The organism is Pseudomonas sp. 8Z (genome assembly GCF_902506535.1).
Lineage (GTDB): Bacteria > Pseudomonadota > Gammaproteobacteria > Pseudomonadales > Pseudomonadaceae > Aquipseudomonas.
This window is the reverse complement of the sequence record NZ_LR733825.1, coordinates 651,271-672,844: the sequence shown is the minus strand read 5'-3', so window position 1 is coordinate 672,844 and position 21,574 is coordinate 651,271. Positions and strand designations below refer to the sequence as shown.

Annotated in this window: 20 protein-coding genes and 4 tRNA genes; 12 read left to right on the top strand and 12 right to left on the bottom strand. The window is 57.4% G+C overall.

The window, feature by feature from the left end; translation table 11 throughout:
* Nucleotides 1-48: 48 nt before the first annotated feature.
* From AERO9A_RS07265 to AERO9A_RS07240, 6 genes are all read right to left on the bottom strand, one after another.
* Complete coding sequence (locus tag AERO9A_RS07265) at nt 49-1,032, bottom strand: glycosyl transferase family protein (RefSeq protein ID WP_159971235.1); 984 nt, start codon at nt 1,030-1,032, stop codon at nt 49-51.
* Nucleotides 1,029-1,364, bottom strand: coding sequence for a TusE/DsrC/DsvC family sulfur relay protein (locus AERO9A_RS07260; protein ID WP_159971234.1), 336 nt, complete (start codon nt 1,362-1,364; stop codon nt 1,029-1,031). Before AERO9A_RS07260 ends, AERO9A_RS07265 begins: the two co-directional genes overlap by 4 nt.
* Nucleotides 1,361-1,660 (bottom strand): sulfurtransferase complex subunit TusB, encoded by a 300-nt coding sequence (tusB, locus tag AERO9A_RS07255; RefSeq protein ID WP_159971233.1) that lies wholly within the window; start codon nt 1,658-1,660, stop codon nt 1,361-1,363. Before tusB ends, AERO9A_RS07260 begins: the two co-directional genes overlap by 4 nt.
* Entirely contained in the window at nt 1,660-2,019 is a 360-nt protein-coding gene (tusC, locus tag AERO9A_RS07250; protein WP_159971232.1) for a sulfurtransferase complex subunit TusC, read from the bottom strand. The genes tusB and tusC overlap by 1 nt, the downstream gene beginning before the upstream one ends.
* 2 nt (nt 2,020-2,021) lie before the next feature.
* On the bottom strand, nt 2,022-2,414 hold the full coding sequence (gene tusD / locus AERO9A_RS07245) for a sulfurtransferase complex subunit TusD (RefSeq protein ID WP_159971231.1): 393 nt from the start codon (nt 2,412-2,414) through the stop codon (nt 2,022-2,024).
* Between the two features lie 110 nt (nt 2,415-2,524).
* A complete protein-coding gene (locus AERO9A_RS07240) occupies nt 2,525-3,193 on the bottom strand; it encodes a Bax inhibitor-1/YccA family protein (RefSeq protein WP_159971230.1) in 669 nt (222 codons plus the stop codon).
* A 136-nt stretch (nt 3,194-3,329) separates the two neighbouring features.
* Between AERO9A_RS07240 and AERO9A_RS07235 the strand changes: the two genes are divergently transcribed.
* The 9 genes from AERO9A_RS07235 to AERO9A_RS07195 all read left to right on the top strand — a co-directional run bounded on the left by AERO9A_RS07235 (nt 3,330) and on the right by AERO9A_RS07195 (nt 12,956).
* Nucleotides 3,330-3,417: transfer RNA gene (locus AERO9A_RS07235), tRNA-Ser, on the top strand.
* A 154-nt stretch (nt 3,418-3,571) separates the two neighbouring features.
* The gene (uvrY, locus tag AERO9A_RS07230) at nt 3,572-4,216 is read left to right on the top strand and encodes a UvrY/SirA/GacA family response regulator transcription factor (protein ID WP_159971229.1); all 645 of its coding nucleotides are present in this window, start codon (nt 3,572-3,574) and stop codon (nt 4,214-4,216) included.
* Between the two features lies 1 nt (nt 4,217).
* Nucleotides 4,218-6,038 carry an excinuclease ABC subunit UvrC gene (uvrC, locus tag AERO9A_RS07225; RefSeq protein ID WP_159971228.1) on the top strand — a complete coding sequence of 607 codons (1,821 nt, stop codon included), beginning with the start codon at nt 4,218-4,220 and terminating at the stop codon, nt 6,036-6,038.
* A gap of 33 nt (nt 6,039-6,071) precedes the next feature.
* Nucleotides 6,072-6,632, top strand: a complete 561-nt coding sequence (gene pgsA / locus AERO9A_RS07220) for a CDP-diacylglycerol--glycerol-3-phosphate 3-phosphatidyltransferase (protein ID WP_159971227.1) — start codon at nt 6,072-6,074, stop codon at nt 6,630-6,632.
* A 67-nt stretch (nt 6,633-6,699) separates the two neighbouring features.
* Nucleotides 6,700-6,775 (top strand) — tRNA-Gly (locus AERO9A_RS07215).
* A gap of 38 nt (nt 6,776-6,813) precedes the next feature.
* Nucleotides 6,814-6,887 (top strand) — tRNA-Cys (locus AERO9A_RS07210).
* A 118-nt stretch (nt 6,888-7,005) separates the two neighbouring features.
* Nucleotides 7,006-7,092: transfer RNA gene (locus tag AERO9A_RS07205), tRNA-Leu, on the top strand.
* 433 nt (nt 7,093-7,525) lie between these two features.
* Nucleotides 7,526-11,470: a hypothetical protein gene (locus AERO9A_RS07200; RefSeq protein ID WP_159971226.1), complete on the top strand. Its 3,945-nt coding sequence runs from the start codon at nt 7,526-7,528 to the stop codon at nt 11,468-11,470.
* Between the two features lie 565 nt (nt 11,471-12,035).
* Nucleotides 12,036-12,956: a LysR substrate-binding domain-containing protein gene (locus AERO9A_RS07195; protein WP_159971225.1), complete on the top strand. Its 921-nt coding sequence runs from the start codon at nt 12,036-12,038 to the stop codon at nt 12,954-12,956.
* 6 nt (nt 12,957-12,962) lie between these two features.
* Here AERO9A_RS07195 and AERO9A_RS07190 read toward each other — a convergent pair whose 3' ends face one another.
* Entirely contained in the window at nt 12,963-14,153 is a 1,191-nt protein-coding gene (locus AERO9A_RS07190; RefSeq protein ID WP_159971224.1) for an MFS transporter, read from the bottom strand.
* 68 nt (nt 14,154-14,221) lie between these two features.
* Complete coding sequence (locus AERO9A_RS07185) at nt 14,222-15,193, bottom strand: LysR family transcriptional regulator (RefSeq protein WP_256665894.1); 972 nt, start codon at nt 15,191-15,193, stop codon at nt 14,222-14,224.
* 89 nt (nt 15,194-15,282) lie between these two features.
* On the opposite strand from AERO9A_RS07185, the gene AERO9A_RS07180 reads away from it, so the two are divergent.
* Nucleotides 15,283-15,891: a nucleotidyltransferase family protein gene (locus tag AERO9A_RS07180; protein WP_159971223.1), complete on the top strand. Its 609-nt coding sequence runs from the start codon at nt 15,283-15,285 to the stop codon at nt 15,889-15,891.
* On the opposite strand, the gene AERO9A_RS07175 is transcribed toward AERO9A_RS07180, so the two are convergent.
* Together AERO9A_RS07175 and gorA are read right to left on the bottom strand one after the other, a co-directional pair.
* Nucleotides 15,870-16,493 carry a trimeric intracellular cation channel family protein gene (locus AERO9A_RS07175; protein ID WP_159971222.1) on the bottom strand — a complete coding sequence of 208 codons (624 nt, stop codon included), beginning with the start codon at nt 16,491-16,493 and terminating at the stop codon, nt 15,870-15,872. The genes AERO9A_RS07180 and AERO9A_RS07175 overlap by 22 nt on opposite strands.
* A 9-nt stretch (nt 16,494-16,502) precedes the next feature.
* On the bottom strand, nt 16,503-17,858 hold the full coding sequence (gene gorA, locus AERO9A_RS07170; RefSeq protein ID WP_159971221.1) for a glutathione-disulfide reductase: 1,356 nt from the start codon (nt 17,856-17,858) through the stop codon (nt 16,503-16,505).
* A 72-nt stretch (nt 17,859-17,930) separates the two neighbouring features.
* Here gorA and AERO9A_RS07165 point away from each other — a divergent pair, with 72 nt between their 5' ends.
* Complete coding sequence (locus tag AERO9A_RS07165) at nt 17,931-18,353, top strand: VOC family protein (RefSeq protein WP_159971220.1); 423 nt, start codon at nt 17,931-17,933, stop codon at nt 18,351-18,353.
* A 48-nt stretch (nt 18,354-18,401) separates the two neighbouring features.
* Here AERO9A_RS07165 and galU read toward each other — a convergent pair whose 3' ends face one another.
* On the bottom strand, nt 18,402-19,241 hold the full coding sequence (galU, locus tag AERO9A_RS07160; RefSeq protein WP_159971219.1) for a UTP--glucose-1-phosphate uridylyltransferase GalU: 840 nt from the start codon (nt 19,239-19,241) through the stop codon (nt 18,402-18,404).
* Nucleotides 19,242-19,285: 44 nt separating this feature from the next.
* On the bottom strand, nt 19,286-20,647 hold the full coding sequence (locus AERO9A_RS07155) for a UDP-glucose/GDP-mannose dehydrogenase family protein (protein ID WP_159971218.1): 1,362 nt from the start codon (nt 20,645-20,647) through the stop codon (nt 19,286-19,288).
* A gap of 260 nt (nt 20,648-20,907) precedes the next feature.
* Here AERO9A_RS07155 and AERO9A_RS07150 point away from each other — a divergent pair, with 260 nt between their 5' ends.
* Entirely contained in the window at nt 20,908-21,573 is a 666-nt protein-coding gene (locus AERO9A_RS07150) for a response regulator transcription factor (protein WP_159971217.1), read from the top strand.
* The last annotated feature ends 1 nt before the right edge of the window (nt 21,574 follow it).

Genomic DNA, 21,574 nt, shown 5'->3' with positions numbered 1-21,574 from the left:
CGTGAGCGTTTCGATGGAAAGGTGGAAAAAGCCGTAGTAAATGAATCGTTATTTCGATTTATTGCGTTCGCTCCAGCGTTTTTCCGCTTCGGCAAAGGCCTGTTCTCTCGGCAGCCCCAGGCTGCGCAAGGCCAGAGCTATGGTTGCGAGAATAGCCAGGTGACCATAAGCGTCTTCCTCCTCGCCACGCCACACGGCCAGCAGCCGAGCAGGGCGTAGACTGTCCGGTTTGACGTGACGCTGTGGCGACAGGGCTGGCCATTCCTCGTCCCAGGCAACGCCATCCTGGGTGCCAAAGAGCTGTGTCGCGCTATCCGGGTTAACCTCGATCTCGCCACCTTCACCCTTGATGACGATGGCGTGATCGCCCAGCAGTCGGCTAGCCTCGCGGTGCACGGCCTGGTAGCCGGGATGAAAGATGCTCTGCAAACCACAACGCGCAGAGAGCGGGTTGATTACGCGAGCTAGAGAATGGATTGGCGAACGTAAGCCGAGGGTGTTGCGCAGGTCGATCATGCGCTGCAGTGGCGGCAGCCAGTCACCCAAATAGGCAAACACCAAATTGTGCTGGTCGAGTGCAGTCGAGACCGCTGGCCAGTCGCGGGCGCGGACGATGCCCAGCGTATCGAGCATTTGTTCGGTATAAAGTCGGCCCGCTGTGTGGGCACCGCCACCATGCATGAATATGCGTATACCGCTATCGGCTAGTGCTTTAGCGGCTAACAAATACCAGGGCAGATGGCGTTTTTTGCCTGCATAGCTTGGCCAGTCCAGATCGACGGCAATGGCGGGCGCCGCGAGATGCGCGCGGATAGCGTCAGTAAAGCCTGCCAGTTCCTCGGCACTTTCCTCCTTGTGCCGCAACAGCATGAGGAAGGCGCCGAGCTGAGTGTCTTCGACCTTGCCTGCAAGTAGGTGCTGCATGGCCTCACGTGCCTCCTCGCGAGTCAGGCCGCGTGCTCCGCGCTTGCCTTTGCCAAGAATGCGGACGAACTGGGCGAAAGGGTGTTCTGCGGGCGTGATCAGGTTCATAGGCAATTGGTCGGTTTCGGCAAGCCGGCGAGCTTGGCAGCAAGCTTGGCTGGGGTGCCCTTGAATAGGCGGTTGAGGTGCAAGCTGTTGCCTTTTTCCGGGCCGAGCTTGAGCGCCACGTACTTGATCAGCGGGCGGTTGGCCGGGGAGAGCTGGAACTCGTCATAGAAGGCACGCAATAAATCCAGCACCTCCCAGTGTGCGCTTTCCAGCGACAATGATTCGCGGCTTGCCAAGGCTTCGGCAACTGGGCGCGACCAGTCTTGCAGGTTCACTAGGTAACCATCGCTATCGAGCGGTATTTCGCGGCCATCGACATTGAGTACGCTCATAACCAGCTATTGACCTTGCTGTAGCGAGTGCAGATCTCGACGAAGGCTGGATAGTCTAGGGGCGTTACGCGTTCAGGCGCTTCGATAGCTCGCGCCTGCAGGTCCTCGTCTAACGCATACAGGCCAACGCTCGCAGGCATTAGTAGCAGTGCCTGGCAGCTATCTGTAGCAGGCTGCAGCGCATAGACCGCATCGCCCGTCAGTACAATGGCATCCTGCTCGCCCAGCAAGCGCAGGCAGCTAGCCAGGCGGTTATCGGCGAAAGGAGAATGAGAAAGCATGTGCAAGGTGGCCATTAGAGAGTGATCACCTGATCGTAACGCTCAATGAGCTGAGTTAGTGCCTGATCATCCAGGCATTCAACGCTGGGTTGCAGGTGTGCGAGCTCAAGTCCGCGTACCTGCAGGCTCTGCTTGCAGGCGTAAAGTGCATCCACACCAAACAGCGGCAAGGCTTTTAGATTCGCGCCCAAGTCCTTCTGCTGTAAGGATGCGGGGCTTTGGTCGCTAGCCAGTTGGAATACGCCATCATCAAGCAGCAGCAGGGCGATAGGTAGATCGAAAGCGCCGCCAGCCAGAGCGATATCCAGCGCTTCACGTGCACTAGGGCCACTCCAGGGCGCCTGACGGCTGATGATTAGCAGGGATTTGGGCATGCTCATTGTCCCCCGAAGCAAACTAGGCGATCAGCTTGCTGCGCAGCTTCATGCAACTGGCCAAGGCCGGACAGCTCCCAGGGCGCATGCAGATTAGCCCCAGGTCGTCCGTAGCGCTGCGCCTCTTGGTCATTGAGCAGCCCCCGGCGCAAGGCGGCAGCAATGCAAACGACGGCATCGAGCTGGTTTGCGTTAATGAAGTTGCGCCAGGCGAGCGGTAGATCAAGCTCATCCTGTGGCGTCACCACATTACTGGCCGCACTGTGTACGCCATCCTGATAAAAGAACAGGCGGACAATTTCGTGACCGCCAGCAATGGTGGCCTCAGCAAAGCGCAGCGCGCGCCGAGCAGCAGGCGCGTGAGGAGGGGCGAACAGGGCAATGGCGAACTTCATGACGGATCCGCAGCAGAAAACCGGCCCATAATAAGCCTGTTCTGCCGCTTGAGAAAAATTGCGCGCGTAAAAAAGCCCGCCGAGGCGGGCTCCAGGACATCGAGGTCCAATCAATCATCGCCACTCATGATGCCGAAGATCTGCAGCAAGCTGACGAACAGGTTGTAGATGGAAACGTACAGGCTGATGGTGGCCATGATGTAGTTACGCTCACCGCCATGGATGATGGCGCTGGTCTGAAACAGGATGCACACCGAAGAGAACAGCACAAAGCCTGCGCTAATTGCCAGTTGCAGGCCGCTGATCTGGAAGAAGAAACTGGCTGCCACTGCGCCGAGCAGAACGAAGAAACCTGCGGTGATGAAACCACTCAGGAAGCTCATGTCCTTACGAGTGGTGAGCACATAGGCAGAGAGGCCGAAGAACACTAGCGCAGTCATCGAAAATGCTGAGCTGATGATTTCTGCACCGTTGGCCATGCCCAGGTAGCGGTTGAGGATCGGGCCAAGGGTGTAACCCATGAAGCCGGTGAGGGCGAGTGTGGAAACCAGCCCCCAGGCCGAGTCACGCAGCTTGTAGGTCAGGAAGAACAGGCCGTAGAAACCGGCCAGCAAAACGATAATGTTCGGGTAGGGGGCGTTCGCGCGCTGGCTGAGGAAAGCAACCAGGCCGCTGAACGCAAGGGTGATGGCCAGCAAGCCATAGGTGTTGCGCAACACCTTGCTGACCTCCAGTTGCTGGGTCTGCGAATGGTTCAGTGCATAGTCTTGCTCTTGCATGGCGACGCTCCTGTGGCAAAAAAGGGATGCCGTTTCTAAACAAACGCCCCGGATCATAGCAGAGAGACTCAAACTGCCAACCGAGAGAGTTTGACAGCGTGTTGCGTTCCGGTAAGATTGCCGCCCGCACTGCAGCGGAGGTGTGGCCGAGTGGTTTAAGGCAACGGTCTTGAAAACCGTCGATGGGCAACTATCCGTGAGTTCGAATCTCACCGCCTCCGCCAATTCTTCTCATATTCAAACAGCAGACCAAATTCTGGCGTTTGCTTTTTGACTGTTATGCGCCAAGCTAGGTTCGGTCCCGAGTTATTTGCTAAGGTGGCCAACAGGTTGTCGCTACTGGCTTTCAGTGGCTGAAATGGTGCGCGAGGTGACCGATTGATTAGGGTGCTGGTGGTCGATGACCACGATCTGGTTCGCACAGGCATTTCACGAATGCTTGCCGACATCGACGGCTTGCAGGTGGTCGGCGAGGCGTGCACGGGCGAGGAAGCACTACTCAAAGTGCGCGAGCTCAAGCCTGACGTGGTGCTGATGGACGTCAAAATGCCTGGCATCGGCGGTCTTGAAGCCACCCGCAAGATGATGCGCAGCCATCCCGATATCAAGGTTGTTGCGGTCACTGTTTGCGAGGAAGATCCGTTTCCCACTCGATTGTTGCAGGCTGGCGCCGCAGGCTATCTCACCAAAGGTGCAGCGCTCGAAGAAATGGTGCAAGCCATTCGCCTGGTCTTTGCCGGTCAGCGCTATATCGATCCGCAGATCGCCCAGCAGTTGGCGCTGAAATCCTTTCAGCCACAAAGCGGTAGCTCGCCCTTCGATCAGCTTTCCGAGCGCGAAATCCAGATTGCTCTGATGATCGCCAACTGCCACAAGGTGCAGAACATCTCGGACAAACTGTGCCTGTCGCCGAAAACGGTTAACACCTACCGTTACCGCATCTTCGAGAAGCTCTCGATCAGCAGCGACGTCGAATTGGCATTGCTTGCCGTACGTCACGGCATGGTCGACGCCGTCACCTGAGATGTTCGCTTTTGACTCTAGCGCTTTCCTGGCGACCTGCAGCGGCCGTCCCGGCGTCTATCGCATGTTCGATGCCGAGGCCAAGCTGCTTTACGTGGGCAAGGCCAAGAACCTCAAGAAGCGTCTTTCCAGCTATTTCCGCAAGACCGGCCAGGCGCCGAAGACGGCTGCTCTGGTCGCGCGTATCGCGCAGATCGAAACCACCATCACCGCCAATGAGACCGAGGCGCTGCTGCTGGAGCAGACGCTAATCAAGCAATGGCGTCCGCCTTACAACATTTTGCTGCGCGACGATAAGTCCTATCCCTACGTCTTTCTCTCCGATGGGGATTTCCCGCGTCTTGGCATCCACCGTGGCGCGAAAAAGGCCAAGGGCCGCTATTTCGGCCCTTACCCGAGCGCGCTGGCGATTCGTGAAAGCCTCAGCCTGCTGCAGAAGACCTTCCTCGTACGCCAATGCGAAGACAGCTACTACCGCAATCGCACCCGTCCTTGTCTGCAGTATCAGATCAAGCGCTGCAAAGGCCCTTGTGTTGGCCTCGTCTCTGCCGAGGAGTACGCGCAGGACGTTCGCCACTCCGTGATGTTTCTCGAAGGCCGCAGTAATGCCTTGAGCCAAGAACTCTCGACCAGCATGGAAGAGGCGGCAATGGCCCTGGAGTTCGAACGCGCGGCAGAGCTGCGCGACCAAATCTCCCTGCTGCGTCGCGTGCAGGACCAGCAGAGCATGGAGGGCGGTACAGGGGACGTTGATGTCGCTGCAGTTATGCTCACGCCAGGTGGTGCCTGCGTACACCTGATCAGTGTGCGTGGCGGGCGCGTACTGGGCAGCAAGAATTTCTTCCCGCAAGTGGCGATCGAGGAGGAGGGCGCCGATGTGCTCATGGCCTTCCTGGCACAGTACTATCTGGGCAATGTCGAGCGCGACCTGCCGGGTGAGTTGATCGTCAATGTCATGCACGATGATTTCCCAACCCTGATTGAGGCGGTGGAATCGCTACGCGGCCGGAGCTTGAGCATCAGCCATCGCGTGCGTGGCACTCGCGCGCGCTGGCAGCAACTGGCAGTAACCAATGCAGAGCAGGCTCTAAGTGCCCGATTGGCCAATCGACAACATATCACCGAGCGCTTCGAGGCTCTGGCCGTCGTTCTGCAATTGGATGAGCCGCCGCAGCGCATGGAGTGTTTCGATATCAGCCACTCCAGCGGCGAAGCAACCGTCGCCTCCTGCGTCGTATTCGGCCCTGAAGGGCCGCTGAAATCCGACTACAGGCGCTTCAATATCGAAGGCGTCACCGCTGGCGACGACTATGCCGCCATGCACCAAGCGCTAACGCGCCGATTCAGCAAAGTGCGCGATGGCGAAGGCAAACTGCCCGACGTTCTGCTGGTTGATGGTGGTAAAGGGCAACTGGCTATGGCGCGTGAAGTGCTGCAGGAATTGACCGTGCCAGACCTGACCCTGCTGGGTGTGGCCAAGGGCACGACCCGCAAGCCAGGTCTAGAAGTGCTCTATCTCAACGATGCCGAGCATGAATTTACCCTGCCGGGTAATTCCCCTGCATTGCACCTGATCCAGCAGATTCGTGACGAATCTCACCGCTTTGCCATCACCGGGCATCGGGCTCGACGCGGTAAGGCCCGCCGGACATCCAGCCTGGAAGATGTGGCGGGCGTTGGGCCTAAACGGCGACGTGAACTGCTCAAACACTTCGGCGGCCTGCAGGAGCTGTCACGTGCAAGTATCGATGAGATCGCCAAGGCGCCGGGAATCAGTAAAAAGCTCGCAGAGTCGATTTATGCCACCTTGCACAGCGAGTAGAATGCCGAATCACCTCACCGCCCAGTTGTGCCGATGAATATCCCCAACCTGCTTACCGTGCTCCGGGTTCTACTGATTCCCGTCTTCATCCTGCTGTTCTACATGCCGTTCTCTTGGCACTACTGGGCCGCCAGCATTGTCTTCGCAATTGCAGCGGCGACTGACTGGCTGGATGGTTACCTGGCCCGCCGCTGGGAGCAGAGCACACCCTTCGGCGCCTTTCTCGACCCGGTAGCAGACAAGCTCATGGTGGCAGTTGCCCTCGTCTTATTGACGGCTGAGCACGCCAACCTGTGGTTGACCCTCGCTGCGGTCGTGATTATCGGTCGTGAGATCGTGGTCTCAGCGCTGCGCGAGTGGATGGCAGAGCTGGGGGCTAGAGCTCATGTCGCCGTATCCAATCTTGGCAAGTGGAAAACGGCGGCGCAGATGCTCGCGCTGGTCATCCTGCTCGGCAACCCTCCGGTATTTACCTTCTGGGTTGTACTTGGATACATCCTACTGGTGGTAGCAGCGGTGCTCACATTGTGGTCGATGCTGCAGTACCTACTCGCGGCCTGGCCTCACCTGAGCAGCACCACTGAAAAGAAATAAGTATTTTTGAATCAAAGGGTTGACGGCAGATTTCGAATCTATAGAATGGCGCCCGTCGACAAGACAAGCGGGAATAGCTCAGTTGGTAGAGCACGACCTTGCCAAGGTCGGGGTCGCGAGTTCGAGTCTCGTTTCCCGCTCCAGTTTAAAACGCATCGCCACGGCGGTTCGTAAGTTCAAAGGCTGAGTTGCAGAGTGGTTATGCACCGGATTGCAAATCCGTGAACGCCGGTTCGATTCCGACCTCAGCCTCCAATAAAAAAGCCTCGTAGATCAGTGATTTACGGGGCTTTTTCATTACAGGCATGTGCTTTTGCATGTCTTGCGAGGAGGCGAGCGGCTGTATATAGTCCGCCCTTCGCAAAGCGCTACCGCCCGAATGGCGAAATCGGTAGACGCAGGAGACTTAAAATCTCTCGCCAGTAATGGCGTGCCGGTTCGAGTCCGGCTTCGGGCACCACTCATCTGTTTCTTGCTGTCTCTACAAATTTGCGGAATCCATCTAAACCGGCACTCTTGGCCGGTTTTTTGTTTAATGAGCGGCGCGAAGTGCTCGTGACGGTAAAAAGAAGAGATAAGCGGGCCATCTGTGTGCTGGACAGACCTAGGAGGTGGTCGACCGGTTGCCAGAAATCTCAGCACTCACAAGTAGATCAACTGAAATTCACCCGGTGAGCCTGAGCCAGTGCACACCTGGCTCGTACTGATTACTGCCCCATCAAAACCGCCTCCAAGATAAATAAGCGTTCGCAGTGGAGGATGGCAGTAAGCTATCATCTTTACGCTTCCTATGAGGCTCACCAGAAGCTCACCCTCCCGCTCAGACCTAAGATCGATTGTTCAGTCTTCGGCAGATGAATGCCTGGTAGCCGCCAGCCTGTTTGGAGACACGGATGTTCATTCGCCTGCGCGCTATCTACCATCGGGCATTAGCCGCCTATACCGGTTATTGCAACGAGACCCGTCGCAAGATAGCCACGCTGAATCGCTACCCGCGTGCAGCCGTCAGCGCCTATAAGGCCGCACGTGCGTTTCTAGCCGCGCCCACTCATGAAAACCTGTTTGAGCCGCTAACTCCCGTACTGATTGAGCCGGGGAAAATCAATCGGTATGAGCGCGAGTTACTAAACGGCCTCAGGAACGATCAGGTCAGGAACATCGCGCTCACTGGCGAGTACGGGGCAGGCAAGAGCAGCGTGCTTCGAACCTTTGTCCACCGTCACCCAGAATTTGTCTATGCATTCGTTTCGTTGGCCACGTTCGGGAAGGACAACGAAATCTCTGGAGCCTATGAACTCGGGACTGAGGCCGGCGCGGCCGGGGAGGGAACAGCGCCCTCCGAACCCAGACGGCCTCCGGTGCCACCCACCAAGGCAGGGCAGGAGTCAAAAGCTGAGCCTGATCTCGTCGCACGGATCGAGGAGACCATCGTCCAGCAACTGCTGTATTCCGTTCCTGCAAAGACACTCCCCAAGACCCGTCTCAAGCGGATCGACCAGGCCTCTGGCTTCAAGATCTGGTGGAAAACGCTCTGCTATGGCCTCCTCATCCTGGCAGGGTTGAGACTGTACGTCCCGGTCGCGGAGAAACTGCCGAAAATAGAGCCTACCTGGCTTCTGGAGTGGCTGCTATTGATCCCAGGCTCACTCGCCGTGGGGATCGCCGCACTCGGGTGCGTGCTCCTGTTACACAGGGGGCTGAAACTCCTTTCATTGTTCAGCATTGACGGGCTGACACTCAAAGGCGGAAAGCTGGAGAGCACCCACCATGACTCCGTACTGCACAAGAATATTGACGAAATCATCTACTGCTTTGAGCGCAGCAGCATTGATGTGGTGATCATTGAGGATCTTGACCGGTTCGGCATACACGACGTGTTCACTCGGTTGCGAGAGATCAATTTCATCATCAAACAGTCGCCCCAGGTGAAACGCCCGGTCTACTTCGTCTATGCGCTACGCGACGAGATGTTCGTGGTCGGCGAGAAAACGAAGTTTTTTGACCTTATCGTCCCCGTGATCCCTGTGATCAACTCAGAAAACTCCCAAGAAAAAATGATGGAGCTTCTGAACCTTCGAACCTTCAAATCGAAACCGTTGGGGGAGTTCCTCGATCGTCGGCTAGTGGAGACAGTCTGCTATTACATCGATGACCTTCGCCTAGTGAAGAACATCGTCAATGAATTCGATATGTTCTCGAATATCCTTGCCAGCAGCTTACAACTTGAACCAGACAAGCTTTTCGCCATCGTCGTGATTCGTAACCTCCACCCGGCAGCTTATGCTGACCTGGTCAAGCGAAGGGGGGCGATTTATGGCGTCATCAAGGGCCTGGACGCCTGGAAGGCACAGCAGAAGAGCGCGTATGCCACGCAGATAGACGAGCTGCGGCGCGAGCGTGACGATCGAACGTCAGAGATGGCCAGCAATGGGGATGAACTGCGAGCGTACGTCTGGTTCACGATTCTTCGGTTGACCGGCGTTGAAACAGCAACTCATGTAAAAATCAGTAATTCATATTACTCGGCACAGCAATTTGTAACCGAGGAGGTTTTCAACTCACTGAGAAATCAGGGCACGCAGGTGTCAGCCGTTACCTTGAATCAATACAACCAGACGGTTAACCACTCATCTGGCACTGTTGCCATGGCTGAGGTACTCAGAGCGACGTCTTATCAGCGGCGCCATGCATTGCTTGGGCGGCGGCTCACTACGATTGCGGATGAGATCGCGGCCGCGCAGCGGCAATCTGATCAGATCAACAGGATGTCCTTCAAGTCCGCTGTAAAAAAAGGCTACGGAGAGGTTGTGAGGAACAATCTCCCGGGGTTGGACGTGGTGAGCTATCTGATGCAGCATGGCTTTCTCGATGCTGACTACACCGACTACCTGGGTTACTTCTATGAGGGATCGCTGACGCCTGATGATAAAGAGCTGATCTTGTCGCTACGGCGTGGTGTGCTGCCTGAGGTATCCAGATCAGTAGACAACCCGAACAACGTACTTGAGAAGCTCAAAAGTGATGAGTTGGACGAGGGCAGGGGCATCGTCGTCGATCTGATTGCCTGTTTGTCCGACCGACCAACCTCACACTCACGCACAGAAGCAGACGACCAATTAGGGCACGTGCTGAGAAGCGGTTTAAGCGAGCACACCGCGCGAATGGCCCTGGCAGTTCAAGAGCTTTTGAGCCGGCCAGAACTCGCTGGTTTTATCCAGGCGGTTTACCGCCTGGAGCCAAAGCTGTTTCTACGGCTTTTCGAAGCGAGCGACATCGCAGATGCAGGCGGTGTTTTTGAAGGAAGCGAGGCCCGTCAGAAACTAGTCAACGCCATCGTCGACAACCTGTCGAAAACCAATTTCAAGACCTTGGCGGATGACGCGCTGACCGATCTGGTGCCGACGATTGAGCGCTTGGAAGATGTATCTCGACTGATGCCAGGACTTGAAAGCAATCAGGAAGCCTGGGCATGGCTCAGAGCGTACCCGATCGAGTTCGCCTCGCTGGGCAATGCAATGACTCTCGCGGAGCTCGAAAAACTGATCGACTGGCGCTGCATCAAGATCAACCTGCCAATGCTGACGCTGGTATGCGCAAAGTCAGAACCTGGGAGCGACTCCAAAGGCGACGCGGCTGAACCTGCGAGTGTGGGAATCATATCTCTGCGCAGGCTGCAGGCGCTGGGCATCAATGGGCTAGGTGATTATCTGCTATCGCACGCTGACGAGCTTGCCACCGCGTTGCTGGATCAGCCCGCTGTGCTAGACGAATCCAGCGAGTCCTTGGCGAGTCTACTGGCGGAGCTGGATGGAAATGATGACCTGGCAGAAAGGCTCTTCGATGCCACAACATGCGACCTACAAGCGCTCACCGATGTTCCGAGACATCTGTGGGCAAAGGCATTTGAAAGCGACCGCCTGACGGCGAAAGCTGAGGCCGTGTGGATTTTCTTTGAGAAGGTCATTGCGTCCGACGGCCACGTTTCGGTCGATGAGAGCGGATCGGAAACCGCAGCGGCATTCACCGCATTCATTGCTCGAAACGCATCGACTCTCAAAGGGCAACTGTGGCGTTCAACGAACGCAGACTTGGCGCTGCAGCAGTATCTTCTGAGCTCCGAAAGTATCAGTAACGACGAGCTCAAAGCATTGCTCGGCGGCGTCGTGCTTCAAAACCTATCAGTGATCACAGCAGCGATACCTGCTGGACGCTGGCCGATGCTGGTCACCTCATCGTTTCTGCCTTACAGCTCGGAAGTCAGGGACATCGTAATGATTAAATGTCCACATCTTGAAGGCCGGTACCTGGTGGAGCGGTGGCCTCAAGCCAAAGCTGAGATCGATATTGGCTCTCTCCAGTTCGACTCGATGCTAACGCTGAGCAAAAGCAGTGTATTGCCACTCACTCAGAAGATTCAGATGTGGTCAGGGCGTAGCCTGGAGACGATTGAAAGTAAACCCGAGGCAGTGTCAGAACTAGGCCGCGTGTCTAAGCTGGCCAACCAAGCAGGCGAGAGGTTTGCTGATTCGCTAATCCCAGTGCTGCAACACCTGGTTCGGGCTGCAAGCCTCACCCCGGAGCATCGTTCTGAAATGCTGACGCAATGCCTTCCAGGGATGAAGTGGCCTGACGTTTCCGCAGCGTTAGCGTCGCTCGACGACGAAGGCTTCAAAGCCCTGAGCGGCAAGGTCAAGAAGATCAAGGTAAAGAATACGGAGTCAAACCAACGGTTGGTTGCCGTGTTGAAGGCTGAGGGCTACTTGGCAAAAGTGACTCAGATGGACGACGAAATCGTTGCGACTACCAAGCCCTCATCCATGCCAGAGGAAAGCGGATGACTACCATCCGCCTTTCAATTGAGTGGTTCTGGCTCTAAAACTGATGCTTTTGATGCGCTAGACAAGCAAGCGGAGCGCACAGGTGTGAGGATGGAAGCCCGCAGGGTCAAGACGACCGCACCGCGAGAGGCTTGATTCACGACAACCTGGCTTAGAGAGGAACTTCTTATACCTCTTCGGTGTGCAGATCGAAGGTCTCAATGAGCATCTGAAGTAGCCCTAGATTTCCGCGTTGGCTTCGCTGGCCAGAGGTAAGCCTTACCCATGAGTGAGTTATCTATCAGCTCCCGCAGCTTTTGGCTGCGTAATATGTATGGCTCAAAATCCATATTATTTAACATAATATACATTATGCGAAACTATGGGTTTGGCTCGTAGCGACGGTCTACCGCTCTTCGTGTTATGTACGACTCGCCTTTGCAATCAGTCGATAAACAGTTCAAAGCCTCCGCTCTTGGGTATGAGCGGCATCTCTACCAAGGCGTGATTAAATGCTGAAATCTCATGCTTTTCTGTGCAGCATCAGCAGTATTAATTGGAGTCAGCTTCACCAATGGGAGCCGCAATGCATTCATCTGAACGGTTCAAAGGACTCGACGTGTTTGTGGCCGTTGCCGACTGCGGTAGCTTCAAAGCGGCTGCCGAGCGGCTAAGTCTGACCGGTTCCGCCGTCAGCAAAAGCATATCGCGTCTTGAGGAACGCCTTGGGACGCGGCTTTTCAAGCGTACGACGCGAACACTGGCGCTGACGGAAGCCGGTACCGAGTTCTATCGCACCTGTGCATCAGTCATAGCTGACTTGGAAGAAGCACAGCATGCCATCCTGGCAACGCAAGATGAGCCGCACGGCCGAGTCAGGATAGATCTCCCCGCTTCTTACGGTCGTCTGCATGTCTTGCCGCTCATACTGGATTTTATTCAGCAGCATCCGATGCTTCAGCCACACATATCTTTCACGGATCGTTTTGTCGATCCTGTTTATGAAGGCATCGATATTGTGGTGCGTATTGGTGGCGCTGATACATGGCCAGCTAGTTTGGGGCATCGTTATTTCGGCTCTCAGCGCCTGATTTTTTGCGCTTCGCCCGCATACATTGCACGCCATGGCTCACCCGAAACAGAAAGCGATTTGGATAACCATCAGTGCGTGGTCTACGTGCAGAATGACGGGCTGATCAGCCCCTGGTTCTTCAAGGGGCGCCAGCCAGGTGAAATGGAGCGCCGTACACTGCATGCACGTATCGCCGTGGGCGATGGTGAAGGCGAGTTGGCAGCGGTGTTGGCAGGCTACGGTATCGGTCAGTTGCCGACCTGGCTCACTCAGCAGCACATCGACGCCGGTACGCTCGTCGAAGTGCTGCCAGAGCTGGCCACCGATGGCCTGTCAATGAACCTGGTCTGGCTGAAAAGCCGTGAAGGCCTCCCGAAGGTTCGCGCACTACTGGACTACTTGTTGCCAAGGCTAAGCGCGCACGGCACGTGCTGAGGCGCTTCAGCGCACCGGCGCGAGTCGACTGACCAGCGGAATCATGAGCAGTGCCAGCAGGGATACTGCAGCGGCGACATACCCCAGGTAGTCGGTGCCGAGCCACGGAATCGTCATTCCGCCGATGATCGCGCCCAGGCCAATACCTGCGTTTGCTGCCGACACATTGGTGGTGCCAGCAAGCGCCTGCGCTTGGGATACAGAACTCATCACGCGGACCTGGCAAACCGGGTAAAGAGCTGTATTGGCGATGCCCCAGAGTGCCAATGCGGCGATGAACAGCGAGCCTGTGTCCGCCAATGGAACGATGGCAGCCATGCCGATGGCGAGCAGAATCAGGAACAGTGCCGTAGCCTTGATCGGCGATTTGTCGACAGCATGCCCGCCGATCCAGTTACCGAGCAGGCCTACAGCGCCGAAACCCATCAACCACCAGCCGACATGCGCAGGCGCTACATCGGCTACGCGCTCAAGGATGTCGGCCAAGTAGGTGTAGGCGGTGAACATCGCGGTGAAAACGACTACCGAAAGCAGCACATTGGCGAGAAAGTAACCCTGCTTGAAAATCTGCGCCTGCTTTAAGAAGTTGACTCGGGCTGTACGCGCAACAGCAGGCATGAAGCGCCACACGGCTACAGCCATGCTCAGCGACAAGCCTGCCAGTAGCCAGAACGCGCCGCGCCAACCGATCTCGTTCGCGGCCACAGTGCCCAGTGGAATCCCCAGCAGCATAGCGGCTGAAATGCCCAGATAGACCTGGGCGACCGCTTTACCTGCACGCTGCGGGCCAGCTAGCTGAGCAGCCGTTTCGCTGGCAGTGCCCCAAAATACAGGCAGCGCCATGGCTGGGATCAGGCGCGCAATAGCCAGCAACCAGAAGCTATTGGCTGCTGCGGCCAGTGCGTTGGCTGCGGCAAAAATCAGCAAGATCACGATGAACAGCTTCTTGCGATCAAGGTGAGACAGGGCAGCCGTCAGGGGTGGGCCGCAGAACATGACGGTGAAGGCAAACAGCGTAACCAACTGCCCAGCGGCTGAAATGGATATACCCAGATCACGGGCCAGCGCAGGCAACAAGCCAACGATCAAGAATTCGGTGGTGACGATCAGAAAGGCCGAAAAGGCCAGGATCGCCACGCTGATAGCAGCATGTTTCGTGGCGGGCGGGCGCTCAACGGAAGACTCGTAGGCAGACATGAATAGGCAGTCCTATTGGGTGGCCCATCAGTCTATTGATTATTTTTCCGCGAATTTTTGGATTTATTTCACTTAATTGATGAATCCGGGTCATCAATTAAATTCGCCATTGCCCCCCTCGGCCAGGCATTGCTCCCCTGCTCTGCCATATGCTCAATGATCTTGCTGCGCAACCAACGCTCGGCCGGATCGTTGTCGGTCACGCCGCTCCACACCATCGACAGATCGGAGTTCTGCAGTTCGAATGGTGGATCGTCTGCGCGCAACTGAGTGCCTTCAATCAAGGCTTCAGCGGCGTAGTCAGGCACGGTTGCCAGCATTTGCGTACCAGCGATGATCGAGCGCAGCCCGCTGAACTGCGGCACGGCTAGAACCACGCGGCGGGTACGGTCCAGGCGTGCCAGGTCGTTATCGATATTGCCGCACAGATCACCCGAGAATGACACCAACGCATGGGGCCGCGAGCAATACTCATCCAGCGTCAACACACCTGGCTGATCATCGCCGCGTAGTACCTTGACCTTCATCTCGCGCAGTTTGCGCCGCTTGGCGTTGGCTGGCAGTTCGGTGGTATAGCTGACGCCGACGGAAATCTCGCCCGATGCCAACATTGGCGACATCAGCAGGAAGTTGACTCGGCGAACGACAACAACCACTTCCGGGGCTTCCTCGCGGATCTGATTGAGTAGCGCCGGGAACAAACCAAATTCTGCATCATCCGACAGGCCGATACGGAACGTGTCCCGGTTGGTCGCCGGGTTGAACTCACGTGCTCGGCTGACCGCACCGGAGATGGTGTCCATGGCGGGCTGCAGTTCCTTGAGAATCGCCAGCGCTCGCGCCGTGGGCTCGAAGGTACGGCCATTACGCACCAGCAGCGGGTCATCGAACAAATCGCGCAAACGAGCCAGTGCAGCGCTCACCGCAGGCTGACCGAGAAACAGTTTCTCCGCCGCCCGTGTGAGATTTTTCTCGAACATCAGGGTTTCGAAGATCACTAACAAGTTGAGGTCGACACGGCGCAGGTCGTTGCGATTCATCCAGAAATCCTTGATTTGCGGCGCGTACCCGTCGGCACGCATGACGGAGCAACCTTATACTGGCGCCAGTGTGTGCAAGCGGAGAGCGCATGACAACTACCTCACTGCCCTGCCCCGTGGCAGCCCTAGTTCTGGCGGCGGGTTACAGCCGTCGTTTCGGCAGCGATAAGCGCAAGTCGCATTGGACACCTGAGTGCTCGTTACTCAACGCCAGCCTGGCTTTGCCGCGCGCGCTATTGAGCGAAGTTTGGGTGGTGCTCAGGCCTGACGAGCAGCGCAGCGATCTGGCCCTGCCTGATGATGTCCACATTGTGCAGGATGAACAGACCATACAGGGCATGGGCCACAGCATCGCAGCAGGCGTGCTCCATCTGCAGCAATGCAGCGCGGCCCATGCGCTGGCGATTTTCCTGGCTGACATGCCTGTAATCCAGGCTTCGACCTTGCATGAGTTGCTTACCGAGGCCGCGCCTGGGCGAATCGTCCTGCCAATCTATGAAGATCAGCCTGGGCATCCTGTGATCTTTGGCCGAGAGTTCTGGCCGCAGTTGACCGAGCTGTCTGGCGATTCTGGTGCCAGGGCGATCCTGCAGCGCAATCCGGCGGCAATCAGCCGCATCACGGTGCAGGATGCTGGGGTGTTGCGCGATGTCGACAAACCCGAAGATCTGCCGCTTCAGGGTTTGTCCAATAGGTGAAAGCGTGGCAGCGCCAGGTGCCAGTGAATCGCCGCCAGGCGTGCAGCCAGCACCACCAGCATGGCCGCTGCGGTATCGAGCCAATGTGGCGTACCCAGTTCGCGCAGAACGATGAAAGTCAGCGCCCCGGCGATGCACGCTGTGGCATAGATTTCTTTCTGAAAAATCAATGGAATCTCGTTGCACAGCACGTCGCGGATTACGCCGCCAACCACGCCAGTCATTACCCCCATGATGACCGCCGTACTGATCGGTGTGTTGTGCTGCAACGCCAGCTCGGTGCCGTACACGGTGAATACCGCAAGGCCGAAGGCGTCGGCGATCAATAGCCCGCGTTCGTGAATAGGCCGCGTCATACGCACCCAGGCTACGGTTGCCAATGCCCCCAGCGAGGCGACAAGGATGTAGGTGTCGTCACGAATCCAGCTAACCGGGTGGTTATCCAAAATCAGATCGCGCAAGGTGCCGCCACCTAGCGCGGTGACGATAGCCATGACCAGCACACCGAACAGATCCATGGATTTGCGCCCGGCCATTAGCGCGCCAGTGATGGCGAATACCGCAACGCCGAACAGGTCGGCGAAATAGAAAAGCTGCTGCATGATCGATGATTACCTGACCGCCGTGCGCAAAGTGACGAATTCCTCGGCTGCACTGGGGTGCACACCGATGGTTTCATCGAAAATCTGCTTGGTTGCACCCGCCTTGAGGGCCACTGCCAAGCCCTGCACGATTTCTCCGGCCTCTGGGCCGACCATGTGGCAACCCAGCACGCGATCAGTCTTGGCATCGACCACCAGCTTCATCAGGGTGCGCTCCTGATTGTCGGTCAGGGTGAGTTTCATCGGGCGGAAGCGACTTTCGAAGATACGCACCTGATACCCCTGTTCGATCGCCTGCTCCTCGCTAAGGCCCACGGTGCCGATGTTCGGCAGGCTGAATACGGCAGTTGGGATCGTACGGTAATCCACCGGGCGATATTCCTCTGGCTTGAACAGATAGCGTGCTACGGCCATGCCTTCGGCCAGTGCCACTGGCGTTAGCTGTACCCGTCCAATCACGTCGCCGATGGCCAGGATCGATGGCGTGCTGCTCTGGTAGAGGTCATCCACCGCGATGAAGCCCCGCTCATCGAGCTTGACCTCGACATTCTCCAGGCCAAGGTTGTCCAGCATCGGGCGGCGTCCGGTGGCATAGAACACGCAATCGGTTTGCAGTTCGCGGCCATCTTTGAGCGTCGCAATCAGGCTGCCATCGGCTTGACGCTCGATGCGAGCGATGTCGGCATTGAATTGCAGATCGACACCTTTCTTGCTCAGCTCGTCACGTAGGTGTTCACGTACGGCGCCGTCAAAACCGCGCAGGAACAGGTCGCCGCGATACAACAGGGAGGTCTGCGCATCCATGCCGTTGAAGATCGACGCGAACTCCACGGCGATATAGCCACCGCCGACGACCAGCACGCGCTTGGGCATTTCAGGCAGGAAGAAGGCCTCATTCGAGCTGATGGCCAGCTCACGGCCAGGGATATCGGGGATCTGTGGCCAGCCGCCGACAGCGATAAGGATGCGCTCGCAACTGTGCCGCTGCCCATTCACCTCGACGCTATGGGCATCGATGATACGGGCATGGCCTTCGAACAGACTGACGCCGCTGTTGGTCAACAGATTGCGGTAGATACCGTTCAGGCGCTGGATCTCGCGGTTCTTGTTGCTGATCAGGGTGGCCCAGTCGAAGCTGGCTTCGCCCAGCGACCAGCCGTAGGCACCGGCCTGTTCGATGTCTTCGGCGTAGTGTGCGCCGTAAACCAGTAGCTTCTTCGGCACGCAACCGACGTTGACGCAGGTGCCGCCCAGGTAGCGGCTCTCAGCCACCGCCACACGGGCACCATAACCGGCAGCGAAGCGCGCCGCACGTACACCGCCGGAACCGGCGCCGATCACGAAAAGGTCGAAGTCGTAACTCATGGGGTATCTCCTTGGCAGGCGAGGAGCATACCGCAAAGCCCATCACTAAGTTCAGAGACGGAGGACACGCCCATGCGCCCTACCCTGACCCATATCGCCCTGCACGTTCCCGATCTCGATGCTTGCATCGCCTTCTACCAGCGCTTCTGCGGCATGCAAGTCATCCACGAGCGCCCCGGCAAAGGCACCCGTATCGTCTGGATGGCCGAGCCAGGCAAGGAGCACCAGTTCATCTTCGTCATCATGCCCGGCGGGCAAGACAGGAATCTGGCCGCCAACGACTACAGCCACTTCGGCTTCGCCCTCGAAAGCCGTGAGGCTGTCGAGCGTATCGCGACCCTGGCCGAGGAGGACGGCTGCCTGATCTGGCCACCGTGCGATGAGCCCTACCCGGTTGGCTATTACTGCGGCCTGCGCGATCCGGCTGGCAACTACGTGGAGTTCAGTTACGGCCAGCCACTCGGGCCTGGCTCGGAGGCGATGCCCATTGCCTGAAATGCAAAACGCCACCCGAAGGTGGCGTTCTGTTGACTGGTCGACGTATCAGAACGCCTTGCCGGTCTTGTACAGGTTCTCGAAGCAGAAGTTGGTCGCGTCGATGTAACCTTCGGCGCTGCCGCAGTCGAAACGCTGGCCCTTGAACTTGTAAGCCATGACGCAGCCCTGCTGGGCTTGGCGCATCAGCGCGTCGGTAATCTGGATCTCGCCCCCCTTGCCTGGCGGCGTGCTGCGGATCAGGTCGAAGATGTCCGGGGTCAGGATGTAGCGACCGATGATCGCCAGGTTCGATGGAGCATCTTCCGGTTTGGGTTTTTCCACCATGTTGCTGACGCGGTAGATGTCGTCGCGAATCATCTCGCCGTCGATCACGCCGTACTTGGAGGTTTCGTCCTTCGGCACTTCCTGGATCGCCACGATGGAGCAGCGGAACTGGTTGTAAAGTTTGACCATTTGCGCCAGTACGCTGTCACCTTCCAGGTTCATGCACAGGTCGTCTGCCAGCACTACGGCGAAAGGCTCGTCGCCAATCAGCGGTTGACCGCAGAGAATCGCGTGACCCAGACCTTTCATCTCGACCTGGCGGGTGTATGCGAAGGAGCACTCGTCGATCAGGCGGCGGATGCCGACCAGGTATTTCTCCTTGTCAGTGCCCTTGATCTGGTGTTCGAGCTCGTAGCTCACATCGAAATGGTCTTCCAGGGAGCGCTTGCCGCGACCGGTAACGATGGCAATTTCGTTGAGGCCGGCCTCCAGAGCCTCTTCAACCCCATACTGGATCAGTGGCTTGTTCACCACCGGCAGCATTTCCTTGGGCATTGCCTTTGTCGCAGGCAAAAAGCGGGTGCCGTAACCGGCAGCGGGGAACAGGCATTTCTTGATCATGGGACTCCCTGATGGAGGGTGGTTAGGTTGCGCCGCCCAGTCTATCAAGCCGCGCTAGCCTTACAACTACCGACTACTGGCCGACCGATGCCACGATACAGAAAACCCTGCTCCGCCAATTGGCTGGCGTCGTAGATGTTGCGCCCGTCGAACAGCACAGGCATACGCATGGCTCCACGAATCCGTGCAAAGTCGGGCTGGCGGTACTGCTTCCATTCGGTTACCAGCACAACTGCATCGGCGCCCTGGCAGGCCGTGTAAGGCGAATCACTCAACGACAACTGCCCGGCTTCTACGGCACGCGCATAGCGCTTGGCGACACCGTCGATGGCCGCTGGATCACAGGCCTGCACCCGTGCTCCAGCATTGAGCAGTGCATCGAGCAACACCAGACTTGGCGCTTCACGCAGATCATCGGTGCCAGGCTTGAAGGCCAGCCCCCAAAGGGCGACGACACGGCCCTGTAAGTGACCGTTGAAATGCTCACGGATCGCCTGGAACAACAGCGTCTTCTGTAACGCATTACGGGCTTCGACCGCACGTAGAATGCCCGGTTCAATGCCTTCGTGTTCAGCCGTGCGGATCAGTGCGCGCACATCCTTGGGAAAACAGGAGCCGCCATAGCCGCAACCGGCGTAGATAAAGTGAGTACCGATGCGCTTGTCACTGCCGATGCCCCGGCGCACATCTTCAATGTCGACACCCAGACGCGCACAGATGCCTGCCATCTCGTTGATGAAGGAAATCTTCGTGGCCAGGAAGGCATTAGCGGCATATTTGCTGAATTCCGCCGCGCGCAGCCCCATGCACAGCAGGCGGTCGTGATTGCGCAGAAAAGGCGCGTACAGACGCTTCAGTAGTTGCTGACCGTATTCTTCGTCGCAGCCAACGATCACCCGGTCCGGGCGCATGAAGTCCTCGACGGCAGAGCCTTCTTTGAGAAACTCCGGGTTACTCGCCAGCACCACGCGCGCACGCTGTTGGCGGCGTGCCAGCGCCGTATTGATGCGCCGTGCAACCTGCTCGCCAGTGCCCACCGGCACGGTGGACTTATTCACCACCAGACAGTCGTGATCGAGCCGCTCGCCCAGCTCATCGGCCACCGCCAGTACATGGCTCAGGTCTGCCGAGCCATCCTCGCCACTGGGCGTGCCTACGGCGATGAAGATGATCTGCGCCTGGTTGATACCAACGGCCAGATCGCTGCTGAAGCTGAGCTGATCATTAGCTATTTGTGCCTTGAGACTGACATCCAGACCAGGTTCATAGATGGGTACCTCGCCTCGGCTCAGGCGTGCCACGCGAAATGGATCGCGCTCCACGCACACCACACGATTGCCCATCTCGGCGAAACACACCGCACTCACCAAGCCAACATACCCCGCACCGATCACACAGATTCGCATGGCAGTTCCTCCGCTTTTGCTGCGATTGCAACGAAAACCGGTGGCAGTGATATGGCAGTTCGATGACGACCTTGTGACGCCTGCGCCAGGGCTTGAACCTGTTTATTTGCGGGGCCCCGCGCGGAGTCATAGGCATAAAGGCGCGGCAATTTGACATTAACTATTGATAATCGTTCTCATTATAATTAATAATTCTTAACTCCATCCTCCCACGGCAATTCGCAAGAATCGTCGGCTACACCTCCATTAGAGGCTCTACTATGCGTGTACTGGTCGTAGAAGACGACCTTTCCGTCAGTCACTGGCTGGGCAGCAAGCTCCATGCTTGCGGCCACAACTGCCGCCTGATCGACAATGGGGAAGGCGCCTTGCGCATGATTCGCGACGAGGCCTTCGACGTGGTCATCCTCGACCGTATGCTGCCGCGCATGGACGGCATCGAGGTGCTCACCCACCTCAATGGTCAGCCGCGCCCACCGATTCTGGTTCTTTCGGCCAACGATCAGGTTTCTGATCGAGTCGAGGGGCTGCGCGCCGGTGCTGACGATTATCTGGGCAAGCCTTTTGACTTCACCGAACTGCTGCTACGCCTGGAAATCCTGGCAAAACGACGCCAGCAGACCTCCTATGACGAGCGGCAGCAGATCGAAGATCTGAGCATTGATTTGAGTCGGCGCGAGGTTGTGCGTGCCGGACGGCGCATCGATCTGACCGACAAGGAATTCAAGCTACTGCAAGTGCTGGCCGAGCATCAGGGGCAGACCGTAACGCGCGGCATGCTGCTGGAGAAAGTTTGGGGCTACCACTTCGATCCGCAGACCAACCTGATCGATGTTCACCTGTCCAAACTGCGCAACAAGATCGACAAAGGTTTTGCCCGGCAACTGATCCGCACCATACGCGCGATAGGTTACGTGCTTGGTTAAC

What these genes read in the sequence shown, in the direction of transcription:
- galU (WP_159971219.1), bottom strand. Translation starts at nt 19,241, where the DNA reads ATGATCAAGAAATGCCTGTTCCCCGCTGCCGGTTACGGCACCCGCTTT.
- uvrC (WP_159971228.1), top strand. Translation starts at nt 4,218, where the DNA reads ATGTTCGCTTTTGACTCTAGCGCTTTCCTGGCGACCTGCAGCGGCCGT.
- AERO9A_RS07165 (WP_159971220.1), top strand. Translation starts at nt 17,931, where the DNA reads ATGCGCCCTACCCTGACCCATATCGCCCTGCACGTTCCCGATCTCGAT.
- tusB (WP_159971233.1), bottom strand. Translation starts at nt 1,660, where the DNA reads ATGGCCACCTTGCACATGCTTTCTCATTCTCCTTTCGCCGATAACCGC.
- AERO9A_RS07195 (WP_159971225.1), top strand. Translation starts at nt 12,036, where the DNA reads ATGCATTCATCTGAACGGTTCAAAGGACTCGACGTGTTTGTGGCCGTT.
- AERO9A_RS07150 (WP_159971217.1), top strand. Translation starts at nt 20,908, where the DNA reads ATGCGTGTACTGGTCGTAGAAGACGACCTTTCCGTCAGTCACTGGCTG.
- AERO9A_RS07265 (WP_159971235.1), bottom strand. Translation starts at nt 1,032, where the DNA reads ATGAACCTGATCACGCCCGCAGAACACCCTTTCGCCCAGTTCGTCCGC.
- AERO9A_RS07240 (WP_159971230.1), bottom strand. Translation starts at nt 3,193, where the DNA reads ATGCAAGAGCAAGACTATGCACTGAACCATTCGCAGACCCAGCAACTG.
- AERO9A_RS07155 (WP_159971218.1), bottom strand. Translation starts at nt 20,647, where the DNA reads ATGCGAATCTGTGTGATCGGTGCGGGGTATGTTGGCTTGGTGAGTGCG.
- tusD (WP_159971231.1), bottom strand. Translation starts at nt 2,414, where the DNA reads ATGAAGTTCGCCATTGCCCTGTTCGCCCCTCCTCACGCGCCTGCTGCT.
- AERO9A_RS07180 (WP_159971223.1), top strand. Translation starts at nt 15,283, where the DNA reads ATGACAACTACCTCACTGCCCTGCCCCGTGGCAGCCCTAGTTCTGGCG.
- tusC (WP_159971232.1), bottom strand. Translation starts at nt 2,019, where the DNA reads ATGCCCAAATCCCTGCTAATCATCAGCCGTCAGGCGCCCTGGAGTGGC.
- pgsA (WP_159971227.1), top strand. Translation starts at nt 6,072, where the DNA reads ATGAATATCCCCAACCTGCTTACCGTGCTCCGGGTTCTACTGATTCCC.
- AERO9A_RS07200 (WP_159971226.1), top strand. Translation starts at nt 7,526, where the DNA reads ATGTTCATTCGCCTGCGCGCTATCTACCATCGGGCATTAGCCGCCTAT.
- AERO9A_RS07260 (WP_159971234.1), bottom strand. Translation starts at nt 1,364, where the DNA reads ATGAGCGTACTCAATGTCGATGGCCGCGAAATACCGCTCGATAGCGAT.
- gorA (WP_159971221.1), bottom strand. Translation starts at nt 17,858, where the DNA reads ATGAGTTACGACTTCGACCTTTTCGTGATCGGCGCCGGTTCCGGCGGT.
- AERO9A_RS07185 (WP_256665894.1), bottom strand. Translation starts at nt 15,193, where the DNA reads ATGAATCGCAACGACCTGCGCCGTGTCGACCTCAACTTGTTAGTGATC.
- AERO9A_RS07175 (WP_159971222.1), bottom strand. Translation starts at nt 16,493, where the DNA reads ATGCAGCAGCTTTTCTATTTCGCCGACCTGTTCGGCGTTGCGGTATTC.
- AERO9A_RS07190 (WP_159971224.1), bottom strand. Translation starts at nt 14,153, where the DNA reads ATGTCTGCCTACGAGTCTTCCGTTGAGCGCCCGCCCGCCACGAAACAT.